This window comes from Oxalobacter paeniformigenes, from assembly GCF_027158465.1.
Classification (GTDB): Bacteria; Pseudomonadota; Gammaproteobacteria; order Burkholderiales; family Burkholderiaceae_D; genus Oxalobacter; species Oxalobacter paeniformigenes.
This window is the reverse complement of sequence record NZ_JAMKYL010000003.1, coordinates 20,758-44,256: the sequence shown is the minus strand read 5'-3', so window position 1 is coordinate 44,256 and position 23,499 is coordinate 20,758. Positions and strand designations below refer to the sequence as shown.

The 23,499-nt window shown below is 53.6% G+C and carries 17 protein-coding genes; 7 read left to right on the top strand and 10 right to left on the bottom strand.

Annotation, left to right across the window (positions count from 1 at the left end):
* Window positions 1-106 precede the first annotated feature (106 nt).
* From NAI64_RS05155 to ompR, 8 genes are all read right to left on the bottom strand, one after another.
* Complete coding sequence (locus NAI64_RS05155) at window positions 107-2,977, bottom strand: adenosylcobalamin-dependent ribonucleoside-diphosphate reductase (RefSeq protein WP_269298461.1); 2,871 nt, start codon at window positions 2,975-2,977, stop codon at window positions 107-109.
* Window positions 2,978-3,052: 75 nt separating this feature from the next.
* Window positions 3,053-3,985 (bottom strand): electron transfer flavoprotein subunit alpha/FixB family protein, encoded by a 933-nt coding sequence (locus NAI64_RS05150; RefSeq protein WP_269298459.1) that lies wholly within the window; start codon window positions 3,983-3,985, stop codon window positions 3,053-3,055.
* Window positions 3,986-4,029: 44 nt separating this feature from the next.
* Window positions 4,030-4,779 carry an electron transfer flavoprotein subunit beta/FixA family protein gene (locus NAI64_RS05145; RefSeq protein ID WP_269298457.1) on the bottom strand — a complete coding sequence of 250 codons (750 nt, stop codon included), beginning with the start codon at window positions 4,777-4,779 and terminating at the stop codon, window positions 4,030-4,032.
* A gap of 33 nt (window positions 4,780-4,812) precedes the next feature.
* Window positions 4,813-5,058: a sulfurtransferase TusA family protein gene (locus NAI64_RS05140; protein WP_269298455.1), complete on the bottom strand. Its 246-nt coding sequence runs from the start codon at window positions 5,056-5,058 to the stop codon at window positions 4,813-4,815.
* Window positions 5,059-5,064: 6 nt separating this feature from the next.
* Window positions 5,065-7,677 carry an alanine--tRNA ligase gene (gene alaS, locus NAI64_RS05135; RefSeq protein WP_269298453.1) on the bottom strand — a complete coding sequence of 871 codons (2,613 nt, stop codon included), beginning with the start codon at window positions 7,675-7,677 and terminating at the stop codon, window positions 5,065-5,067.
* A gap of 313 nt (window positions 7,678-7,990) precedes the next feature.
* Entirely contained in the window at window positions 7,991-11,944 is a 3,954-nt protein-coding gene (gene purL / locus NAI64_RS05130) for a phosphoribosylformylglycinamidine synthase (RefSeq protein ID WP_269298451.1), read from the bottom strand.
* A gap of 151 nt (window positions 11,945-12,095) precedes the next feature.
* Window positions 12,096-13,499 (bottom strand): ATP-binding protein, encoded by a 1,404-nt coding sequence (locus NAI64_RS05125; protein ID WP_269298449.1) that lies wholly within the window; start codon window positions 13,497-13,499, stop codon window positions 12,096-12,098.
* Between the two features lie 13 nt (window positions 13,500-13,512).
* On the bottom strand, window positions 13,513-14,265 hold the full coding sequence (gene ompR, locus NAI64_RS05120; RefSeq protein WP_269298447.1) for an osmolarity response regulator transcription factor OmpR: 753 nt from the start codon (window positions 14,263-14,265) through the stop codon (window positions 13,513-13,515).
* Between the two features lie 200 nt (window positions 14,266-14,465).
* Here ompR and NAI64_RS05115 point away from each other — a divergent pair, with 200 nt between their 5' ends.
* The 5 genes from NAI64_RS05115 (at window position 14,466) to thpR (ending at window position 19,244) form a co-directional block, all read left to right on the top strand.
* Complete coding sequence (locus NAI64_RS05115) at window positions 14,466-14,804, top strand: hypothetical protein (RefSeq protein ID WP_269298445.1); 339 nt, start codon at window positions 14,466-14,468, stop codon at window positions 14,802-14,804.
* Window positions 14,805-15,026: 222 nt separating this feature from the next.
* Window positions 15,027-15,290 (top strand): type B 50S ribosomal protein L31, encoded by a 264-nt coding sequence (locus NAI64_RS05110; protein ID WP_269264134.1) that lies wholly within the window; start codon window positions 15,027-15,029, stop codon window positions 15,288-15,290.
* An 81-nt stretch (window positions 15,291-15,371) separates the two neighbouring features.
* The gene (locus NAI64_RS05105; protein ID WP_269298443.1) at window positions 15,372-17,123 is read left to right on the top strand and encodes an ArnT family glycosyltransferase; all 1,752 of its coding nucleotides are present in this window, start codon (window positions 15,372-15,374) and stop codon (window positions 17,121-17,123) included.
* Window positions 17,120-18,526 (top strand): MATE family efflux transporter, encoded by a 1,407-nt coding sequence (locus NAI64_RS05100; RefSeq protein ID WP_269298441.1) that lies wholly within the window; start codon window positions 17,120-17,122, stop codon window positions 18,524-18,526. Before NAI64_RS05105 ends, NAI64_RS05100 begins: the two co-directional genes overlap by 4 nt.
* Window positions 18,527-18,665: 139 nt before the next feature.
* Window positions 18,666-19,244: an RNA 2',3'-cyclic phosphodiesterase gene (gene thpR, locus NAI64_RS05095; RefSeq protein WP_269298439.1), complete on the top strand. Its 579-nt coding sequence runs from the start codon at window positions 18,666-18,668 to the stop codon at window positions 19,242-19,244.
* A gap of 28 nt (window positions 19,245-19,272) precedes the next feature.
* Here thpR and NAI64_RS05090 read toward each other — a convergent pair whose 3' ends face one another.
* Entirely contained in the window at window positions 19,273-20,034 is a 762-nt protein-coding gene (locus tag NAI64_RS05090; protein ID WP_269298437.1) for a tRNA threonylcarbamoyladenosine dehydratase, read from the bottom strand.
* 414 nt (window positions 20,035-20,448) lie between these two features.
* On the opposite strand from NAI64_RS05090, the gene NAI64_RS05085 reads away from it, so the two are divergent.
* Entirely contained in the window at window positions 20,449-21,672 is a 1,224-nt protein-coding gene (locus tag NAI64_RS05085) for an SAM-dependent methyltransferase (RefSeq protein WP_269298435.1), read from the top strand.
* Between the two features lie 52 nt (window positions 21,673-21,724).
* On the opposite strand, the gene msrA is transcribed toward NAI64_RS05085, so the two are convergent.
* Entirely contained in the window at window positions 21,725-22,261 is a 537-nt protein-coding gene (gene msrA, locus NAI64_RS05080) for a peptide-methionine (S)-S-oxide reductase MsrA (RefSeq protein ID WP_269298433.1), read from the bottom strand.
* Between the two features lie 270 nt (window positions 22,262-22,531).
* On the opposite strand from msrA, the gene NAI64_RS05075 reads away from it, so the two are divergent.
* Complete coding sequence (locus NAI64_RS05075) at window positions 22,532-23,035, top strand: universal stress protein (RefSeq protein WP_269298431.1); 504 nt, start codon at window positions 22,532-22,534, stop codon at window positions 23,033-23,035.
* Window positions 23,036-23,499 lie beyond the last annotated feature (464 nt).

Below are 23,499 nucleotides of genomic sequence, written 5' to 3'. Positions count from 1 at the left end.
CAGATACCGGCAAAACGATAGGCAACATCTTGCATGCGACTTTCCCATACGCAAAAAAACTGCCGGCTGAAAACAGCCGGCAGCTTCTCATTTCGCTGACACAATATCAACCGCACGAACCGATCGCGCCGCACGCAGTACAAAAATCACACCCGTCCTTGCGGATCACCGTCGTGTTGCCACATTCATTGCACAGTTTGCCCGCCATGCGCAAGGTCGCCGGACGCACCTCACGAACCGGCTCGTCAGCGACGACCCCCAGTGGATTGACCGGATGGCCATCCGGCATGAGAATTCCCAGCATCGCATAACGGTGAATAACCAACTGGGCGATATAAGCCACCGTGGACGGGAAACTGGCCTGCCGCTCCGTACCTGGAACCCTTGCCAGAAAATCACCACGCGGTTCTGCATAATTAAGCAACTTGCGCAGCTTCATTCCGATCCACGCAGGATCGATCACCCGCATATCGACCGACAACAATTTGCACAAACCGTCGAGTGCACGCGGATGCCCACCCGTCAGTCCCATGCTGTACGGACGGCGTGTACCATCCGGCATTTCCAGCTCCTTGAGCATCAGTACGAAATCATCACCGGTCGAAGGATTTTGCACATCGGCAACCCATGCCAGTGTTCCGTCCGTGCCGGTCCTCGGTTCATGCGACGTGAACAGCGCATCCAGCACCGGCGACGGATCATCCGGCTGGTATTCCAGCGCGCCAAGCTGGTTGTAACGCCACATCACCAGCCGTGCGAGCGCCGCTGTCGCACTCGGTACCTGAACGAATTCTCCCTCAGGCGGCATCGGCATCTCGAAGGCATCTCCACCGACATGCGAAAGCATCGTAAAGCGTTTGTGCAGCCAGCTGCGGTCATTGGCACGCATATCGATCGACAGCATCTTGGCGATTGCATCCAGTCCTCGTGGCGTCTGTCCGCCAAGCACCCATACCTCGAACGGAATCCCGTCATGATCCGAGACCGCGACCGCGAATTCACCCTGCGGCGACTGAATCTGTTCGCTGACCCATGCCGAAGCACCCGCCGGCAACATCGGACGTGATGGCCAGCGCAAGGACGACAATGGCGGCGCGATCGTCACTTCTTTCAGAATGATACGACGATCCTGTTCGGACAAGGTTACGGCATGTTCGTCGGATTTCTGTGCTGCTTCATCTTTCTTTTCGTCTGCCGGAACCGACAAAATCGCCGTTCTGACATTGTTCGGACGATACGTCGTAATCCCCTTCAGTCCCTTTTTCCAGGCTTCCATATACAGATTCTTGAAATCTTCATATGGATAATCCTCGGCGACATTGACCGTCTTGGAAATGGCGGCATCGATATACGGAACGACTGCAGCTACCATCAGCATGTGGTCGATGGCTGAAATTTCCAGCGCCGAAACGAAGGATTCCGGCAAATCCGACACATCGTGCCCCATCGAACGATAGACACGATAGGCATGGTCTTCCACGGTATAGGTCTTTTTGGAACCGTCCGGCATCCGTTTGACGCGGTTATAGAACCATGAAAACGCCGGTTCGATTCCGTTGGAAGCGTTGTCTGCAAATGCCAGTGAAATCGTTCCCGTCGGTGCAATCGACGTCAGATGGGAATTGCGGATACCGTACTGGCGTATCGCCTCTTTCATGGCATCCGGCAAGCGGGAAACGAAACCGCCTTCCAGATAGCGTTCCACATCGAGCATCGGAAATGCACCACGTTCCCTCGCCAGTTCGATCGAACTGCTGTAAGCCGCATCGCGCATCGCACGAGCGATTTCGGCTGCCAGATTGCGTCCTTCGTCGGAATCGTAGCGGATACCCAGCATAATCAGTGCATCGCCCAGACCGGTAAAGCCAAGACCGACACGACGTTTGGCAGCCGCTTCCCGTGCCTGCTCTTCAAGCGGCCATTTCGTCGCCGTCAGTACATTGTCCAGCATCCGGACGGCAATGGTCGTCACCCGTGAGAGCAGGTCGAAGTCAAACAGCGGCTGTGCCGAAAAAGGTGCCGTGACAAAAGCCGTCAGATTGAGGCTTCCCAGACAACAACACCCGTAATCCGGCAGCGGTTGTTCACCACACGGATTGGTCGCCTCGATCACCTCGCAATAGGCCAGATTGTTTTCGCGATTGATCCGGTCGATATACAACACACCCGGTTCCGCAGCGTTATACGTGCTCTTCATGACCAGATCCCAGACATCACGCGCCTTGACCCGGCTGTAAACCCACTTCCCGTCTGCCCGTTTGAAAGCTCCCTTTTCTTTCAGATCGTCATTGGGTTCGGCCACATGCGCCAGTTCGAAATCACCATCGGCCTCGACGGCACGCATGAAATCATCGGTCACGCCGACCGAAACGTTGAAATTGCTCAGCTGATTTTGTTCCTGCTTGACCGTAATGAATTCCAGAATATCGGGATGATCGATATTCAACACCGCCATTTGCGCACCGCGACGCGCACCGGCCGACTCGACCGTTTCACAAGAACGGTCGAACACCTTCATATACGAAATCGGGCCAGACGCACTGCTGCCGGTTCCCCTGACCTTGGCTCCGCGCGGACGGATACAGGAAAAATTGTAGCCGACGCCGCCGCCACGACGCATGGTTTCGGCCGCCTGCGCCAGCGCGGTATAAATACCCGGCTTGCCATCGGCCATATTGGTGATCGAATCACCGACCGGTTGTACGAAACAGTTGATAAGCGTCGTTTGCAGTCCTGTCCCGGCCGCACTGCTGACACGACCTGCCGGAATGAAACCATTTTGCATGGCCCAAAAAAATTCCTTGGCATATTTCTTCCGGTCTTTCGGCGCTTCCACTTCGGAAAGCGCATAGGCCACCCGTTCCTTCACATCGTCAATCGTCGTCTCATCGCCCTTGGCGTACTTTTCGATCAATACTTCAGTGGAAATTTCCTGAGGCGCGAATACGGACGATACTTCACTTCCAGAAACCGGCATAACAACTCCTTCATTCGAATATTTGTTCGCAAATGCGTTCAGGCAGAACCAATCGCCCCACCCGTGCGGCATCCATCAGCCCAGTGCTGCAATCAGCTGCGGTACCAGTTCATTGAGATCACCGACGATACCGTAATCGGCCGTCAGGAAAATCGGAGCATCCGGATCCTGGTTGATCGCGACGATCGTTCTGGCATCCTTGATACCCGCAACATGCTGGATCGCACCGGAAATCCCGATAGCGATATACAAATCCGGCGCAACGATCTTGCCGGTCTGTCCGACCTGCAAATCATTCGATACATAGCCTGCATCGACCGCCGCACGCGATGCACCGATCGCGGCACCCAACTTGTCCGCCAACGCTTCGATCAGCCTGAAATTGTCTGCCGAACCGACACCCTGTCCTCCGGCCACCACGATTTTCGCGCTGGAAAGTTCGGGACGTGTAGAAGAATCCGTACGCGATGACAGATAATCCGTCCTGCCGTTTCCGGAAACCGCACCGATTGTTTCGACAGGCGCTGCGCCATCGCCCTTGCCAGCCGGGGGAAACGCTGTCGTGCGAACCGTCAGTACCTTGACGGCATCTCCGGATTGCACGGTAGCGATGGCATTACCTGCATAAATCGGCCGTTCGAACGTATCTTCCGATACGACCCTGATGACTTCCGAAACCTGTTCGACACCCAGACGTGCAGCGACACGCGGCATGAATGCTTTTCCGAAAGACGTGGCAGGCGCAAGAATATGCGAATACCCTACTGCAATAGCCAGGACCTGTGCGGCGACATCTTCCGGCAAACCGTGTTCCAGCGCAGAGGCATCGGCCATCACCACCTTCGAAACCCCGGCGATACCTGCCGCCATATCGGCCGCCGGACGGCACTGGCTGCCCGCGACAAGCACATGGACATCCTGACCGCAAGCCTGCGCGGCGCTGACCGTATTCAGAGTACTGTTTTTAAGCGACCGGTTGTCGTGTTCGGCAATAACGAGAATGGACATTTCTGAATTCCTGTATTGAAAACTGGATATGCGCCCGATAGCGCTCAAATCACTTTGGCTTCGTTTTTCAGCCTGGACACCAGCGTCGCGATATCCGGCACCATCTGCACCTGGGAACGAGCGGCCGGCTCGGCGACTTTCAATGTCTTCAGTCTGGATTCCACCGGCACACCCAGCTCTTCCGGGGTCGTCGTTTCGACCGGTTTCTTTTTCGCCTTCATCATGTTGGGCAAGGTCACATACCGCGGTTCGTTCAGACGCAAATCGGCCGTAATCACCGCCGGCAGGGTCAACGACAACATTTCCTGCCCATCATCGACTTCACGTGTAACCAGCGCTTTTCCGTTCTCGATTTTCAGCGAGGAAACCGACGTGGCCTGCGGCCAGTCCAGAAGCGCCGCCAGCATCTGTCCCGTCTGGCTTGCATCGTCATCGGTAGCCTGCTTGCCCAGAATGACCAGATCAGGTTGCTCCTTTTCCACGATCTTTTGCAACATCCGCGCGACCGCCAGCGGCTGCAAGGCCGCACCGGTTTTCACCAGAACACTGCGGTCGGCACCTACCGCCATCGCAGTGCGCAAGGTATCCTGCGATTTTTCCACACCGCAAGAAACGGCGATCACCTCGGTTGCGACACCCGCTTCCTTCTGGCGAACGGCTTCCTCGACCGCAATTTCATCGAACGGATTCATCGACATCTTCACATTGTCCGTTTCGATGCCGCTGCCATCGGGCTTGACGCGAATCCTGACGTTATAATCCACAACCCGTTTGACGGGCACCAGTATTTTCATGCAACGCTCCAAAATAACCTGCTGTTTCCTATCCTATTTTCTTCTGACGATAATCGTATAGACACCGTTATCTTCGCTCTGTGAGACAACCTCGTTTCCCGTCTGACTGCCGAAAAAACGGAAGTCGCGCACCGCTCCCGGATCAGTCGACAACACCTTGAGCAGTTGCCCGGATGCCATACCCGACAACGCCTTCTTGGCCTTCAGAATCGGCATGGGACATTTTGTCCCGCAAGCATCGACCGTCAGATCGACGCCACTTGCGTCCCTGTTTTCCATACCGTATCAGCCCAGACGTTCCCGAACCCAGCCTTCGACACTCTTCAAGGCTTCGTGCAAACCGCTCGGATCGGAACCGCCGGCCTGAGCCATATCGGGACGACCGCCCCCCTTTCCACCAACCTGTCGTGCGACATGATTGACCAATTCACCGGCCTTGAGTTTCGAGGTCATATCCTGCGTGACACCTGCAATCAGACTAACCTTGCCATCCTTGACTGTCGCCAGCACAATCGCCGCCGTCTTCAACTTGTCCTTGAGCTTGTCCATGGTATTGCGCAGACCCGGTACATCGGCGCCTTCGATGATGGATGCCAGCACCTTGACACCGCCTGCATCAACAGCCTTGCCCGCCAGATCGTCGCCCTGGCTGGAAGCCATCTTCGCCTTCAGCGTGGACAGTTCACGATCCAGTCCCTTCATCTGATCCTGCAATTGCACCACGCGATCGACCAGCCCGTCCGGCTGCGTTTTCAACGCAACCGCTGCTTCATCAAGCCTGCGTGCCATATCCTGTACCCAGTGCATCGCCCCCAGCCCGGTAACTGCCTCGATACGACGGATACCGGCAGCAACGCCCCCTTCGGATACGATCTTGAAAAAGCCGATATCCCCGGTACGGGCGACATGGGTACCGCCGCACAGTTCACACGAAAAACCGATATCGAGCACACGAACGACATCCCCGTATTTTTCGCCGAACAGTGCCGTCGCACCATGAGCAATCGCTTCGTCATATGACATCTGTTGCGCCTGCGTCGGCGTATTGGCGATGATTTCACGATTGACGATTTCCTCTACCTGACGGATTTCATCATCGGTGACCGGCGCATTGTGACTGAAATCGAAACGTGTCTTGTCCGGATCGACCAGGGAACCTCTTTGCGCGACATGTGAACCCAGTACCTGGCGCAATGCCTTGTGCATCAGGTGGGTTACCGAATGGTTGCGCATGGTCTGTGCGCGACGCTGCATATCGACATGCGCTTCGAGTTTGTCGCCCAGCGCAATCGCTCCGCGCGTCACCGTACCATGATGACCGGATACACCGGCCTTGATCTTCTGTGTATCGGTGACATCGAACTGTGCTTCGCCGCTGCGCAAAACCCCGGTATCGCCGACCTGTCCACCGGATTCCGCATAAAACGGCGTGGTATCCAGAACCACGACACCGTTCTGTCCCGCTTCCAGCCGTTCGACCGGTACACCTTCGCGGTACAACGCAACCACAGTACCCGTTTCATCCAGTTTTTCGTAACCGACAAAGTGCGTCTTTTCGCCGTCATAATCCAGAACGGCCGCCATCTTGAACTTGCCGGATGCACGTGCTGCGGCCCGCTGTTTTTCCATAGCGGCATCAAACCCCTTTTCATCCACGGAAATCGCCCGTTCACGGCAAATATCCGCCGTCAGATCCAGCGGGAAGCCATACGTATCGTACAACGTAAATGCCGTTTCGCCATCGAGCACTTTCGTACCGCCGGCAAGCGCAGCTTCCAGAATCTTCATTCCGTTATCGAGCGTTTCGCCGAAACGTTCTTCTTCATGACGCAATACACGCTTGACATTATCGGCGGCTTCGGTCAGTTCCGGATAGGCAGCCCCCATTTCTTTCACGAGATCATCGACCAGCTTGTAGAAGAACGGTTTCGTCTGACCAAGCTTGTAACCATGGCGCAATGCGCGGCGGATAATCCGGCGCAATACATAACCATGTCCGTCACTCCCCGGAATCAGGCCGTCAACGATCATGAATGCACTGGCACGGATATGATCCGCGATGACCTTCAACGAATTGTCCGTCAAATCGGTCGTACCGGTTTCGCGTGCGGCCGCACGGATCAGATTCTGGAAAAGATCGATATCATAGTTGCTGTGTACATGCTGCAAGACAGCCGCGAGTCGTTCCAGTCCCATGCCAGTATCGACACAAGGCCGTGGCAATGGCGTCATATTGCCCTGTTCATCCCGGTTGAACTGCATGAACACCAGATTCCAGATTTCGATATAACGATCGCCGTCTTCATCCGGGCTTCCCGGAGGGCCGCCTGCAACATCGGGACCATGATCGTAAAAGATTTCGCTGCACGGTCCACACGGCCCCGTATCGGCCATTTGCCAGAAATTGTCGGAAGCATATCGTGCCCCCTTGTTGTCGCCGATCCTGACAATCCGCTCTTTTGGCAAGCCGATTTCGTTTGCCCAGATATCATAGGCTTCATCATCTTCCTGATAGACCGTCGCCCACAGTTTTTCCGGCGGCAAGCCATAAACCGTCGTCAGCAATTCCCATGCAAAATGAATGGCATCACGCTTGAAATAATCGCCGAAGCTGAAATTGCCCAGCATTTCGAAAAACGTATGGTGACGCGCGGTATAGCCCACGTTCTCAAGATCGTTATGTTTCCCACCTGCCCGTACACACCGCTGGACAGATGTCGCACGCGTATAGGGGCGTTTGTCCAGTCCCAGAAACACATCCTTGAACTGAACCATTCCCGCATTGGTCAGCATCAATGTCGGATCGTTGGCAGGTACCAGCGGGCTGGAACGAACGACCGTATGCCCCCTGGATTTGAAAAAATTCAGGAACTTTTCACGAATTTCGGCAGATTTCATTTTTTGTCTTGAAAGAAAACAGCATTGCTGAAAGAGAAGATTATAAAAGAAAACACATCGCATACGGGCGTTTTGTATCGGGCATCGCCCCCGCAAAACTGTCCGGCGGCACAGTCCGCCCAAACGGCCTGCACACGAATACGGACACAAATAGCCAACGTATGCACCGGCAGGTTTTCCACGCATTGTGGTGTAAATAAAACATCAGGACTGCACAGACAAGCCATACCGTACACATCATGCAAAACAGCCTGTTTTCACAGGCTGTTCAAACAGTTTCCGGCGTATCACCGCCGTTTTCACCTTGCCGGCCTTATCCGACCCACTTGCGTGCGTTGAAGAACATCCGCATCCATGGCGAATATTCGCCCCATCCACCCGGTGCCCAGGATTGCTGCACCGTTCTGAATACCCGTTCGGCATGCGGCATCAGCACCGTGAAGCGTCCATCGTTTGTCGTCACGGACGTGATCCCCTGCGGCGATCCGTTCGGATTGAGCGGATAGATTTCTGTCGGCTGCCCCTTGCGATCGATATAGCGCATGGCAACCTTTACCTTGTCGATATCCCCTTGTTGCGAGAAATCGGCCCTGCCTTCGCCATGCGATACCACGATGGGCGCTTCCATACCTTCCATCCCGGCAAAGAAAATGGAAGGCGACTTCGGAATGGCAACCATCGTGAAGCGTGCCTCGAACTGCTCGGAACGGTTGCGCACGAACTTCGGCCAGGCTTCTGCTCCCGGAATAATGGAAGCCAGGCTGCTCATCATCTGGCAACCGTTGCAAATACCCAGCGCAAAGGTATCCTGTCTGAAAAAGAATGTTTCGAACTGTTCTTTCAGGCGTTCATTGAACAGGATCTTCTTAGCCCAGCCTTCGCCTGCGCCGAGCACGTCGCCATAGGAAAAACCACCAACGGCGATCATGCCCTTGAAATCATCCAGCCAGACACGTCCGTCGATCAGATCGCTCATATGCACATCGACTGCCTCGAAACCCGCCTTGTGCATGACATAGGCGGTCTCGACATGGGAATTGGAACCCTGTTCACGCAAAATCGCCACACGCGGACGAAGTCCTTTCGATACAAAAGGTGCCGCGATGTTTTCCTGCATATCGAAAGGCACACGCGGCGCCATTCCGGGATCGTCTGCATCCAGAATCCGGTCATATTCCATATCGGCGCAATCCGGATTGTCACGCATCCGCGCGATCCGCCAGCTTGTTTCGCTCCACAAGCGATGCAGATGAACCCGTGACGGTGAATAAACGGGTACACCGCGCAACTTGAATTCCAGCGTTTCGCCACTGGTTACCGCACCCAGATAATGCGCTGCGGTATCCAGTCCAGCCGTTTTGAGCCGTGCCTGAACCTTGTCGAGATCGCCCAGACGTACCTGAATAACCGCACCCAGTTCTTCATTGAACAGCGCAGCGAGAATATTGGCATTGTCGCTTCCCTTGATCTGCGCCGCATTGACCACATAATCCAGATCGATATCCAGACCACAACGGCTGGCGAACGCCATTTCACACAACGTAGCGAACAACCCGCCATCGGAGCGGTCATGATAGGCCAGCAACAACCCTTCACGGTTGAGCTTTTGTATGAGGCCGAAAAAGGCTTTCAGATCTTTTGCGCTGTCCACATCCGGAACCGATGCGCCGATCTGTTGCGTTACTTGTGCCAGTGCGGATGCACCCATCCGGTTTTTGCCACGCCCCAGATCGATCAGAATCAACACTGTTTCACCGACATCGCAATCAAGCTGTGGCGTCAATGCATCACGAACGTCGGTAACCGGAGCGAAAGCGGAAACGATCAGCGATACCGGAGAAAGCACTTCCTTGTCCCGGCCTTCATCCTGCCATGTCGTACGCATCGACAGGGAATCCTTCCCGACCGGAATACTGATGCCCAGTTCCGGACACAAATCCATACCGACGGTTTTGACCGTATCGTACAAGGCCGCATCCTGGCCCACCTGCCCGCATGCCGCCATCCAGTTGGCGGAAAGCTTGATATCGGAAATATCGGCTATCGGTGCCGCAGCGATATTGGTCAGCGCCTCACCGATGGCCATACGCCCCGATGCCGGTGCATCGATCACTGCCAGTGGCGTCCGTTCCCCCATGGCCATCGCTTCGCCGGCATATCCTTCATAACTCATCAGGGTCACGGCACAGTCGGCTACCGGTACCTGCCAGGGACCGACCATCTGGTCACGGCTGGTCAACCCGCCCACCGACCGGTCACCGATCGTTATCAGGAACGACTTGTCACCTACCGTCGGCAGCAGCAACACATCCCTGGCCACTTTGTCCAGTTCCAGCGAATCCAGCCGAACCGGAGGATATTCGCGCACCTCATGAACGACATCACGGTGCATCCTGGGTGGTTTGCCCAACAACACATCCATCGGCATATCGACAGGATTGTTCCCGTATTCCGGATCGATCACTTTCAGCTGACGCTCTTCGGTAATCGCACCTACGATGGCATAAGGGCAACGTTCACGACCGCACAGTTCGTCGAACAATTCGATATCCTGCTGCGATACGGCCAGTACATAACGTTCCTGAGACTCGTTGCTCCAGATTTCGCGCGGCGACATCCCGCTTTCTTCAAGCGGCACATTACGCAAATCGAACACGGCCCCCATGTTGGCGTCATGGGTGATTTCCGGGAAAGCATTGGACAATCCGCCCGCCCCGACGTCATGAATCGACAAAATCGGATTGTTTTCTTTCATCGCCCAACAGGCGTTGATCACTTCCTGTGCCCGACGCTGCATTTCCGGATTGCCACGCTGTACGGAATCGAAATCCAGATCAGCGGCATTTGCGCCGGTCGCCATCGATGAAGCTGCGCCACCACCCATACCGATGCGCATCCCCGGACCGCCCAACTGGATCAGCAACGTTCCGACCGGCAAGGCCTGCTTGCTGGTATGCAGATCCGATATCGAACCGATACCACCGGCGATCATGATCGGCTTGTGATACCCGAATACACGATTATCGACATTCTGCTCATAGGTACGGAAATATCCCGTCAGGTTCGGGCGACCGAATTCGTTATTGAAAGCGGCGCCACCGATCGGTCCGTCAATCATGATCTGCAAGGCAGATGCAATACGATCGGGTTTTCCGTAAGCAGCCGTATCCCCTTTTTTCGGCGCGCGTGTGACATCGCCGGCATTTTCCCAGCTTCTTACCGCATCGGGCAAATAAAGATTCGATACCGTAAAACCGGTCAAACCTGCCTTGGGCTTCGCGCCACGCCCCGTTGCACCTTCGTCGCGGATTTCGCCACCCGAACCGGTCGCCGCACCCGGAAACGGTGAAATCGCCGTCGGATGGTTATGCGTTTCCACTTTCATCAGGATATGCGCCAGTTCCTCGTTGGCACGATAGACATGTCCATCCTTGCCGTCTTGCGGATAGAAACGCATGACTTTCTTGCCTTCGATGATGGATGAATTGTCCTTGTAGGCAACAATCGTCTTGCCGGGATTTTTTTCATGTGTATTGCGGATCATGGAAAAAAGCGAAGCCGGCTGGTTCTCGCCATCGATCGTCCAGTCCGCATTGAAAATCTTGTGACGACAGTGTTCACTGTTTGCCTGGGCGAACATCATCAGTTCGACATCGGTCGGATTACGTCCCGCACGGGAAAAAGCATCATACAGATAGTCGATTTCATCATCGGAAAGCGCCAGCCCCAACGAACCGTTGGCATCGATGAGTGCCTGTTTGCCGCCGGATACGATATCGACGGATTCCATCGGTTTGGCCTGCAATTCCTCAAACAGCGCTGCGGCATCCTCGCGTTTGGCAAGCACCGTTTCCGTCATCCGGTCATGCAGTTTTCCAGCGATTTCCTGACGGACTTCATCTGTCATTGCCGGTGCGCCTTCAGCTCGCCGGATACGATAGGAAATTCCCCTTTCGACCCGTCTGACATCATCCAGACCGCAATCATGCGCGATATCGGTCGCCTTCGATGACCATGGCGAAATGGTGCCGAAGCGTGGCACGACGACATACTCATCTCCCGTCTCGTTACCGTGATACGGATCGCCATACGTCAACAGCGACGACAAACGGGCAAGCGCGTTCTGCGACAGGCTCTCGCCACCGTCGACAAAATGAAGATATCGTGCATCCACACCCGTAATGGCAGGATCGTTTTCCTGCAAAGCCGACAAAAGACGTCTGGCACGGAAAGCGGACAAGGCATTTGAGCCGGGAAGAATAAGCATAATGTGTATAAAAAGAAAGGAAAAACAGAACAAACGGACAAACCGGTATTATACTCTTGCCACTGGCATAAACCGAAAAAGACACGAAAAGAAAAACCGGCATGCGCGAACGGGCATACCGGCCATCTTGACCGGCACAACACCGGCCACATCATTTTTTCGTTGACTTGGCGGCCGGAAACCATACCGACACGACCAACCCGCCATCCGGCCTGTTGGCCAGCCGCACATGACCGCGATAGCGTTGGGCGATTCGCGAAACAATCGCCAGCCCCAGTCCAGAACCGTTTGCCTGTCCACGCGCGTTATCCATTCGCGTAAACGGGCGCAACATCCGTTCCAGATCTTCATCAGGCACCCCGATACCCCTGTCGGAAAAAACGATCGCCACCTCATCGCCTTCACGGCGGCAAACCATATCGACTTCCGCCAGATCTTTCCCAGGCGTTTTGCCATAACGTTCCGCATTGGTCAGCACATTATTCACCAGACGCCGAATATCGATTTCCCTTGCCGAGATGGACAGCCCTTCACCGATTTCCGCACTGACCGCAAGTCCGGGACGACGCCTTGCCTCCTCGACAATCATATGCAAAAGCGAACTGACATCAACAGTTTCGGACGAAACATGCGCCCCCAGACGGGCATAGTCCAGAAACTGTCCGACAATGGCATCCATCTGCGAAATATCCGCCTGCATCCCCTCAAGACTTTCTTCAGGAAGCGACGACATTTCCAACTCAAGCCGCATGCGTGTCAGCGGCGTACGCAAGTCATGCGAGATACCCGCCAGAATCTCGGTTCTGTCCGAATCGACTCTTTCCAGATCGCGTACCATCTGGTTGAAACTGTGATTGGCATCGCGGATTTCCGTCACTCCTTTTTCAGGCAAAGGCTCAGGTGACTTGCCACTTGCCATCTGGCGTGCCGCATAGGCCAGCCGTGCGAGCGGCTCACTTAACAATCGCGAAATGAAACCCGCCCCCAAAAGGGAAAGCAGCAGCACGATACCGCCCCATCCCAACCACCGCAATCCCGAAATCCCGCGCACACGCCCGTTATCGAGCCGCAACCAGTACGCGTCATCTTCTTCCAGATCGAAACTGACCCAGAAACCGGGCATGTCGTTGACCCGTGGCGAGAGAATCGTATCGTCTCCCATTTTCTGGCGCATATAAGGCAGCATCCCCTGCATCAGTTCATCGCCATTAGTCACCGGTTCGATCTGGTCGGTAGGTTCCAGCGGATAAATTCTGATCCCCTCGTTACTGGCCAGATCAAACAGCAACTCACGCCTGGATTCCGGCTCGGAATGCACAAGCGCTGCACGTGTAATCGTCACCAGCGATACAACCTGCTCGGCGACAGCTCTGGCACGGGTACCACGTTGTTCCAGCCGGAAGCTGTAAATCCACGCCCCCATACTGATGACCAGCAAAATCCCGACCAGAAAAAACGTGCGCCAGAACAAACTGCTTTTCCACCAGGGTACCGGAGAAACCGGTATTTCCTGATCTGGCGCCTGCTCCTGCACAGGGTACGTATCGTTCGTCATGGGCAGTACGGGATTATTGCGTTACCTTGTCAGGAATAAAGACATACCCAAGTCCCCATACCGTCTGGATATACAGCGGATGTGATGGATCGGGCTCGATCAGCTTGCGCAACCTGGAAATCTGGACATCCAGACTGCGGTCGAACACTTCATATTCACGCCCTTTCGCCAGCGACATAAGCTTGTCACGAGAAAGCGGCTGGCGTGCATGGCTGGCAAACGCCTTGAGAACGGCAAATTCTCCTGTCGTCAGCGATACATTGACACCATTTTTCTTCAACGTTCTGTTTCCCAGATCGAGCTGGAATTCGCCGAAATGGAAAACCTGCTGCGTCTCCGACGGTGAACCTGGAATTTCGTCGGGATGACGACGTCTCAAAACGGCAGAAATCCGCGCAAGCAACTCCCTCGGATTGAACGGTTTGGGCAAATAATCGTCCGCTCCCATTTCCAGCCCGATAATCCGGTCCGTATCTTCTCCCTTGGCCGTCAGCATGATGATCGGTGTCTTGTCACCGCCACCGCGCAAACGGCGACATATCGACAAACCGTCTTCTCCGGGCAACATCAAATCAAGCACCAGCAAATCGAAACGCTCACGCATCCAGAAGCGATTCATGCTCTGCGCGTTTTCGGCCGTCGTGACGACAAAACCGTGTTCCGACAGATAACGTCTCAGCAAATCCCGAAGACGGACATCATCATCCACGACCAGAATCTTGGTTTGACGCCCCTGTTTTTCCAGATTTTCTTCTGTAACTGCCATGATATTGTCCATCCTTGATAAAACCGTTGTAAAAAGACTAGACCAGAATGCAAAATTCCACTAAACGGCATTACACAAAGTTACAAACTTTAACGTTTTTTTATGTCGGAACGAGCCTTTATTGACTACACTTGAAAAGTAAAGGCCATTTCCCGGCTGCAATCGGCTGATAATATTTACAGATTGTGATTGTAAAAGATATGAAAGCGTTTTCCTTTTTTCTTTTCGGTTCCGTTTTCCTGATTGCCGGAACAGGTACACTCTCGGCCGCTCCGGTCTGCCACGCCGGCGGCCGCATGCAATACTGTTCGGAAACCGTGCAAAAGGAAACCGAATCCTCTCAGGAAGAGAGGGCCAACCGACGCTTTCTGAGACGCCAGCACACCCGAGAAGCCTACCATCACGAAGACATGACACCGACTTCCTATTCACCTGAGGAATGTCCGCGATACCAGCGTGGCAAGCGCATGACACCGGATGAACGCATGCGTCTGAGACAACAGATCGACGAGGTCGGACAAGCAATCTACCACCGGTAAAACCATCAGCCGCATCTGCCGGACTGCAACTGCGCATACCGGTACTGGTTGGCGCAACACGTTTTTTATGTCATAATAACATGTTTAAAAGTTTCTGCTGATTCAGTGAACTTTTCTATCCTTGCAATTTTGACTTAAACCGCGCAAGTGGTCGGCAATCAGGTCACGAAGCTGTACAGACCGATGAAGTGCCGGCTGGCTACCAACAAACAGAGGCAATAAATGAAAGAAGGCATCCATCCAGAGTATCGCGAAGTTGTATTCCAGGACGTTTCGTGTGATTTCAAGTTCATTACCCGTTCCACCATTCCGACACGTGAAACCATCATGTTCGAAGGCAAGGAATACCCGCTCGTGAAAGTTGAAGTTTCAGCTGAATCGCATCCGTTTTACACCGGCAAATACAAGATCGTCGATACCGCTGGCCGTGTTGAAAAATTCCGCCAGAAGTTCGGCAAGGTCGGTTCCAAGGTTTCTGCCGGCTGATATCAGGCTTCATGAAAAAGGCAGCTTCGGCTGCCTTTTTTTTCCAAACACCATGTTCGGCCGAATAGCCACCGTAAACTGATGTCCGACATACAACCCAGCCTGATTCCACCTACCCAGCCGGTACGATTGCCGGCAGCAGCGACGCTTACCCTGCCTCGCTGGGGGATTTTGCTGCTCTGTCTGCTTTACATACTCCCGGGGCTGATCGGTCGTGACCCATGGAAAAACAGTGATGCAGCAGACTTCGGTGTCATGTGGACCATGGCACAGCATGGATGGCAAGACTGGCTCTGGCCCAACATCGCCGGATTGCCCATCGCCGATGGCGGGCCCCTCGCCTTCTGGCTTGGCGCCATTTGCATCAAACTGTTCGGCTGGCTTTTGGGCGATGCTCTGGCGGCACGGGTCGCTACCTTGTGTTTTTTCCTTATCGGTGCCTATTCCGTCTGGCATACCACCTACCTGCTGGGGCGACGTACCGAAGCACAACCCATGCGGCTGGCATTCGGCGGACAACCCGAAACCCTGGCATACGGACGTATGCTGGCCGACGGTGCCTTGCTGATCTACCTGGGGTGCCTCGGCCTTCTGATGCACAGTCACGAAACCAGCATCGAAGCCTTGTTCGTCGCGCTGGTCGCCTATGCACTGTACCGCTGCACCCGCTATATCGATGCCCCGACCGTCTCCAATGCCATCCGACTGGGACTCGCGCTGGGTATGCTTGTACTGACCAACGGACTGGTCACCCCATTCGGACTGTATTTGTGTTTTCTGATCGGTATTTTCTTTTGCTCCCCACCCAGACGCAAACATGCCATCAACCTGATTATCGCCATCGTCACCACCATCGTGCCTGTCGTTGTATGGTGGCTTGCACTGGAACTGTCGCAACCCTATGACAGCTCCCCGTTCAACGCATGGCTGATCTGGAACGCGGGACAAATCGGCTTGCCGACACTGAATGCCATCGGCGACTTCCTGCGTAATGGCATCTGGTTTTTCTGGCCGGCATGGCCGTTCGCCTGCTGGGCCATCTATGCATGGCGACGCCAGTGGCGCTCGGCGCATGTGCTGTTGCCTTTCCTCTTTACCGTCACGTTCCTGATCATCGCCCTGTTCAGTCCGGGTATGCAGGAAACCGTCCTGTTATCTTTTCTGCCGTCTCTGGCGATTCTCGCCGCACTGGGACTACCCACCATGAAACGCGGCGCCATCAACGCCATCGACTGGTTCTCCGTCATGACGTTGACACTGATCGCCCTGTTTATCTGGCTGGCATGGTTCGCACGGCATAACGGCTGGCCTGCAGGTATCGCACGAAACGCCACAAAACTCGCTCCGGGCTTTTTACCTGAATTCAACCTGTTTGCCACAATCATCGCGCTATGCGTCACCGCTGCCTGGTTCGCTCTTGTTTACTGGCGCCTTTCCCGCCAGCCGCCCGTACTGTGGCGCGCCGTCGTTCTGTCCACCGGTGGTGTCATCCTGTGCTGGGTTCTTCTGGCGACCTTGTGGCTGCCATGGATCAATTACAGCAAGAGCTATGCCGGTATCGCTACCGAAATGGCCAGCCACATGCCTGACAAACACAGCTGCATCCGAACGAACGTATCGGCTGCGCAAAGAGCATCGTTTGCATATTTCGGTAATGTCCGATTCGAAGGTTTTGTTCCCGAACATTGCCACTATCTCCTCCTGGGAGACCGGGTTCCCAAATACAACCGCCCCATTTCACCGAAACGGTACAAAAACATGGAACTGATCTGGGAAGGTCACCGGCCCAGCGACCGCAGTGAACGTTTCCGCCTTTATCGGTCTATCGAGTGAAAAACGGAAACCGCTTTTCCAGCCATACCGCAGGCATCATCCATCTGGCGCTGCCGATCTGGATCGGTCAGCTGGCCGCCATCGCCAATCCCGTACTCGATACCGCGATGGTCTCGCGCTATTCCGTCACCGATCTCGGTGCGCTGGCGATCGGCGCATCCATCTATATCAGCGTCTATGTTACGTTCAACGGAGTCATGCAATCCCTGGCGCCGACTTTCGGCCAGCTCTACGGCGCCGGCAAATTCACCCATATGGGACATCAGGCCAGACAAGGCGTATGGCTAGCCATGCTGCTGTCGCTGGCGGGCGCGCTGCTGCTCTGTTTCCCGCAACCATTCCTTTCCATTGCAGGCACCTCGGCAGAAGTGACGGAAAAAGCGACGCTTTATCTTCGTATTCTGGCCTTTTCGTTACCGGCATCCCTTAACCTTCTGGTCTACATCACCCTGAACAATGCCATGGCACGTCCCAAAATGGTCATGGCCATCCAGGTCGCCGGATTTCTTCTGAAAATACCGCTCAATTCCCTGTTCATCTTCGGCGGTATGGGTATCCCGTCCATGGGCGGCCCCGGATGCGCGCTGGCCACATGCGCCATCCTCTGGCTCGAACTGATCATCGGCTGGCTGATACTGCGTTACAACCCTTTCTACCGTATCCTGCATCTGTTCGGCAAAGGGCTGACCGCTCCTGACTGGCACTCCCTCAAGGCGCTGCTCGCACTGGGCATTCCTGTCGGGCTCAACTACTTCATCGAAGTCACTTCATTCACCCTCATGGCATTGTTCATCGCACGACTTGGTGTCAATGACGTGGCGGGTCACCAGATCGTCGCAAACTTTTCCGGCGTTCTTTACATGCTGCCCCTGTCGCTTGCCAGTGCTACAAGCACACTGGTCGCACAATCCATCGGCGCACGTCAACTGGAAAAGGCACGTCACATTTCCGCATCCGGTACCCGACTGTCCGCATCGCTTGCCATTGCCGTCGCCTGTATCGTCTGGCTGGCAAAAGACCTCATCATCAACCTTTACACTGCCGATGCTGCCGTCGCACAGTGTGCCTCACTGCTCTTTCCATTCCTGTGCAGTCTGCTGTTTTTCGATGCTATCCAGCTTACCGGTTCCTATGTACTGAGGGCCTATAAAGTCGTTTTGCAGCCAACGCTGCTTTATATCCTGACACTATGGTGTATCGGATTGGGCTGCGGATATACCTTCGCTTTTCGACTTGCTCCCGCCTGGATACCCGACAGAATCACCGGCGCGTCTGGATTCTGGTTCAGCAACTGCGTCAGCCTCATCATCCTGTCCATCGGGATGAGTATCCTGCTTAGACGGACTGAAAAAAAAGCCCTGGAAAATCCCGATGCCGTCATCATCACCGGAACACAACCCTGATACATGCCTGTCGTTCCGGCCGTCCTCGCCATCTTGCCCGATGGAAGATACCCAGCCATACTGTTTTTCGCCATAATAGCGACAGGTAACCGTGCATCAACAACTTGCACACTACCCCTTATTCATACCACACGCCGACATGCAAAACCGCACGAAAATACCTTCACGCCATTCCGAAACCGGCGGACAAACCCTCTCCAGAAGACTGTTTATCGCACTGATCCCCGACCGGCATACCATCAACAGGATTGCAGCTCTTCAAAAACAGGTGCATGGACGCCTTGTCCCTGCACAAAACCTGCACTTGACACTGGCCTTTCTCGGCAACCAGCCTGAAGAAGTACGAGTGCACCTCAGCTGTTTTCTCGAACAAACCGTTTTCCGGTCCTTTGACCTTCTACTGGACACCATCGGTTTTTTCCCGAAAATCCGCCTGAGCTGGCTTGGCCCGTCGGCCATTCCCGATGCCTTGCATCATCTGCATCGCAATATACAGGCGTACCTGACACAGAACCGGCTGGCCGATGGGCACGAACGTTTCAGACCACACATCACGCTCGCCAGACAATCCGTATCATCTGAATGGACACCTGAGTTTCCGATCAAATGGCAGGTCACCCGTCTTGCGCTCATGCAATCCGTTCTGAGCCATGAACCCGGCGTTCATCCGGAATACCGGATCCTGTACGAAAAAAAAGCCATATCCGGAAACGACTGACACACCGTCTCCATCCCGGATATCACGTTCATATTCCGGCAATCCGTCTCATGACATAAGATGCGGCTGCCATACCGAAACTCGCCGTCACAGCCATCGTCGTGCCGAAACCGGCCTGCTGTGTTTGTGCTACATCGTCGCCTGTTGCCGTTGCAGGATAACGCACCGGCTCAAGAGAATAAACCGCATCGATACCGAACTTGTTTTTCGGATTGCGTGTAAACCCGTATTGCGAACGCAAGCGCTTTCTGACTTTCGCCAGCAACGGTTCCTGTTGCGTTCTCGAAAGATCGCAAATGGCGATCCGGGTCGGATCGATCTGTCCGCCCGCGCCGCCTACCGTAATCAGCTGAACACCATGATCGCGACAATAAGCGATCAACGCTGTTTTGTCGCGAACACTGTCGATCGCATCGATCACAAAGTCGAAACGTTTCTCACCGATCAAGGCCGTCATATTGTCGGGCGTCATGAACTGCTGCACAGCCGATACCCTGCACTCCGGATTGATTTCCGCAATGCGCTGCGCCAGCACCGACACCTTCGGTTTGCCCAGATTGGATTCGAGTGCAGGCAACTGCCTGTTGATATTGGATTCGACGACAACATCCCCGTCGATCAGCGTCAGCATCCCGACACCACTTCTGGCAAGCGTTTCGACCGCCCATGAACCGACGCCGCCCACGCCGACGACACATATATGCGCACGCTGCAAACGGCCGAAACCATCTTCGCCGAAAAGCCGGATCGTTCCCGCAAAACGGGATGACAAATTTGCCTCTTCCATCATAAAACCGCCATTTTCTGTTCATCGCCGATGTCACCGTACCGGCCGTCATATCTGAAACCGGCTGCCGCCGATTACAACCGGCGCGTCATTTTATCGGACAAACGACAAAACCGACAATTCGCTGCCAGAAACGACATCTGCCTCAATAGCAGAATTCATCCCCGTCATCCTTATCCAGGAATCATTACTCCTTCTTCCGCACAAAAGCGGAAAATGTCCGACATGTCTTGACATATGCTGCATTCTTCATAATTTACCCGTCCTGACCTTCCATTTTCCAACATAATGCCCAAATCGCCTTACAGGGGTGGAAAAACTGATTTAAAATCAGAAATAGCAGCTATATTCGTTCAAAACTGACAAAACGGATATGCAAGAAATTTTCGGATCAAACCAAGATAGGGAGGGATAACCGTGTTCTGGGAAAAGAAATTGGAAAACTGGGTCGAAGGCATCCGCAAGACATCACCGTTACCTTTGCGTCTGGAACTGTGGACCGGACAAAAATACGATCTCAGCCCGAATGAAGCCCCCAAGGTCGTCATCAGAGTACCGGCACTGGAATCCCTGAGCTATCTGCTGAAACCGACGCTGGACAACCTCGGCACCGCCTATGTCGAAGGCAAAATCGAAGTACAGGGTACATTGAACGACATGATCACCATGGGCAATTCCCTGGCCGATATCTTCGATACTCCAGCCTCCACGACAGCAGCCAAATTCCGCCACTATTTCGGTGGACGCCACAACCGCAAGATCGACGCAGAATCCATCGGCTACCACTACGACGTCTCCAACGAGTTCTACCAGCAATGGCTTGACCCCAACATGGTCTATTCCTGCGGTTATTTTGAAAACGGTGACGAAGACCTCGCTACAGCCCAGATCAAGAAAATCGACCATATTCTGACCAAAATCCGTGTCAGACCCGGCGATCGTCTGCTTGATATCGGCTGCGGCTGGGGTGCGCTGGCCATCCGTGCCGCTGAAAAATACGGTGCCAACGTCGTCGGTATCACCCTGTCAAAAAACCAGTACGAACTGGCACGTCAGCGCGTCAGGGAAAAAGGACTGGAAGACAAAATCGACATTCGTATCCAGGACTACCGTGACGTCACCGGCCAATTTGACCGCATCACCAGTGTCGGCATGTTCGAGCATGTCGGACTGCGCTACCTTGTGGATTACTTCAAGATCATCCGCAACCTGCTCAAGGATGATGGTATCGCCATGAACCACGGTATCACCAGCTGCGATCCGGACAGTGGCGAAACCCCGTTCGGTGGTGGAGAATTCATCGAAAAATACGTATTCCCGAACGGTGAGCTGCCACACATCGGTCTCGTACTGAAGAACATGCAGGAAGCTGGACTCGAACCGCTCGATATCGAAAACCTGCGTCACCATTATGCAAAAACCTGCGGTATCTGGGCAGACAACTTCGAAAAGGCGACAGATGCCATCAAACGGCTGACCGATGAAAAACGCTACCGGATCTGGCGTGTTTATCTGGCCGGTTGTTCCTATGCATTTGCACTGGATCGCGTCGCTATCTTCCAGGTTCTGTGCATCAAGTCAGGACGTACATCTCCCTTGCTGCCGATGTCCAGAAACTATATGTACGGACAAAAAGATTGACGCCAACCAGCAGATTTACCATAAAAAATGCCCGGTAATACCGGGCATTTTTTTACTGCCTGACCTTTAATCTGTCTGCAAACTTTTTCCTGAACGCAATTACCTTCGGTTCGATGATATACATACAGTACTGCTGATCCGGATTCTGCCGATAAAAACCGCGATGAAAATCCTCTGCTGGATAAAAAACCGGTAATGGTACCAATTCAGTCACTAACGGTGCTTGCCAGACTTTGGTCATTTCCGCCATCACTTCACGGGCCACATCGAACTGTGCCTGAGAATGATAAAAAATGACGGAACGATATTGCGTACCGATATCGGCCCCCTGACGATTCAGCGTCGTCGGATCGTGAATGGAAAAAAAGATTTCCAGAATATCACGATAAGCGATGATATCCGCATCAAACGATACCTGCACCACCTCGGCATGTCCCGTCCATCCTTCGCATACCTGAAAATAGGTCGGATTGTCGACATGACCGCCGGCATAGCCCGAAACCACGTCCGTTACCCCCCGAACCTGAAGAAACACCGCTTCAAGGCACCAGAAACAGCCGCCACCCAAAGTCGCTTTTTCAATTCGCATACAACCGGCTCCCGTTTAATATAAATCCCGTTTTCCACAAATAAAAAATCATCTTTTCATAATAAACTGTTTTTAAAAAGTTTTCTGCGAACAAACATAAAAACCGAAATAAATATCAATTTATTCCGAATTGACGGTATAAGAAAAAGACATAAAAATGAAGGAGTATCCGCTTATCCAGAGCGGTTTATGTCCAAGGCAAAACATTTGCGGAAAATCATCTGTCGATGTTTTTGTGTTTTACAACCGATCATTCAGGGAGAATACCTTATGTTCAAGAAAATACTGATCCCTACCGATGGCTCTGCACTGGCAACCCAGGCAGCACTTGAAGGCATCGATTATGCCAAAATGGCAGGAGCAGAAGTGATTTGCGTTTTTGTCGCTGGTGAAAACCAGGCCGCAGTTTTCGATTTCTCCCACGTCAAACCGGAATCGCACTGGCCGACAGACGAAGAATACAAGCAGGCTGTAACCGATACTTCCAAAGTATTCATGACGGCAATTCGTGATGCAGCCAAAGCATCCGGCGTCAAATTCAGCGAAGAAACCTATATCTCCAAGTCACCATCGGCATCCATCATCGCTGCAGCCGAAAAGAACGGATGCGACCTGATTTTCATGGCATCGCGCGGACGTACCGGCTGGGAAAAAGTACTCCTGGGTAGCGTTGCCGCCAAGGTCATTGCTTCCAGCCCGATTCCTGTTCTGGTCTACAAAGTCAAAAAAGAAGGTCTGCCACCCAACTACATGGATTACACCCCGGCTGAATAACCCTGCTTCATGTCCTTGCCACAAGCCCAAAAAGTTTAAGTGGCAAGACCTGCTGCCCTGCACAGGTTCCGGAAACGCAAACCGTTCCATCCGGAACCTGTGCACCCCACAGAATCATAAAATCTTCCCCTGGCGCAACGCCATTCTTTTCCTTGACTGCTGTTTGCAATCAGGCATAAATTTGTTGCCTGGAAAAATCCTTCCTGTGTCAAATCGGACATTACATTATCCGGCCCGTCCCGATGTCTGCCTGTCATAACGCGTTGTTGCAAACATGCCGTCTAAAAATGCTACTGACGCAACTATATGTTTTTTAACGATTTCTTATAACATCATCGTATTCATTATATAAAAAACAGTACATCAGACGTTGACGTTATATCAAAATTGCATAAGAATAAAATTCATATTGACGATTCAAGCTCGTTAATTCCCGATATCGCTGTACTGACAATCCTGTTTCA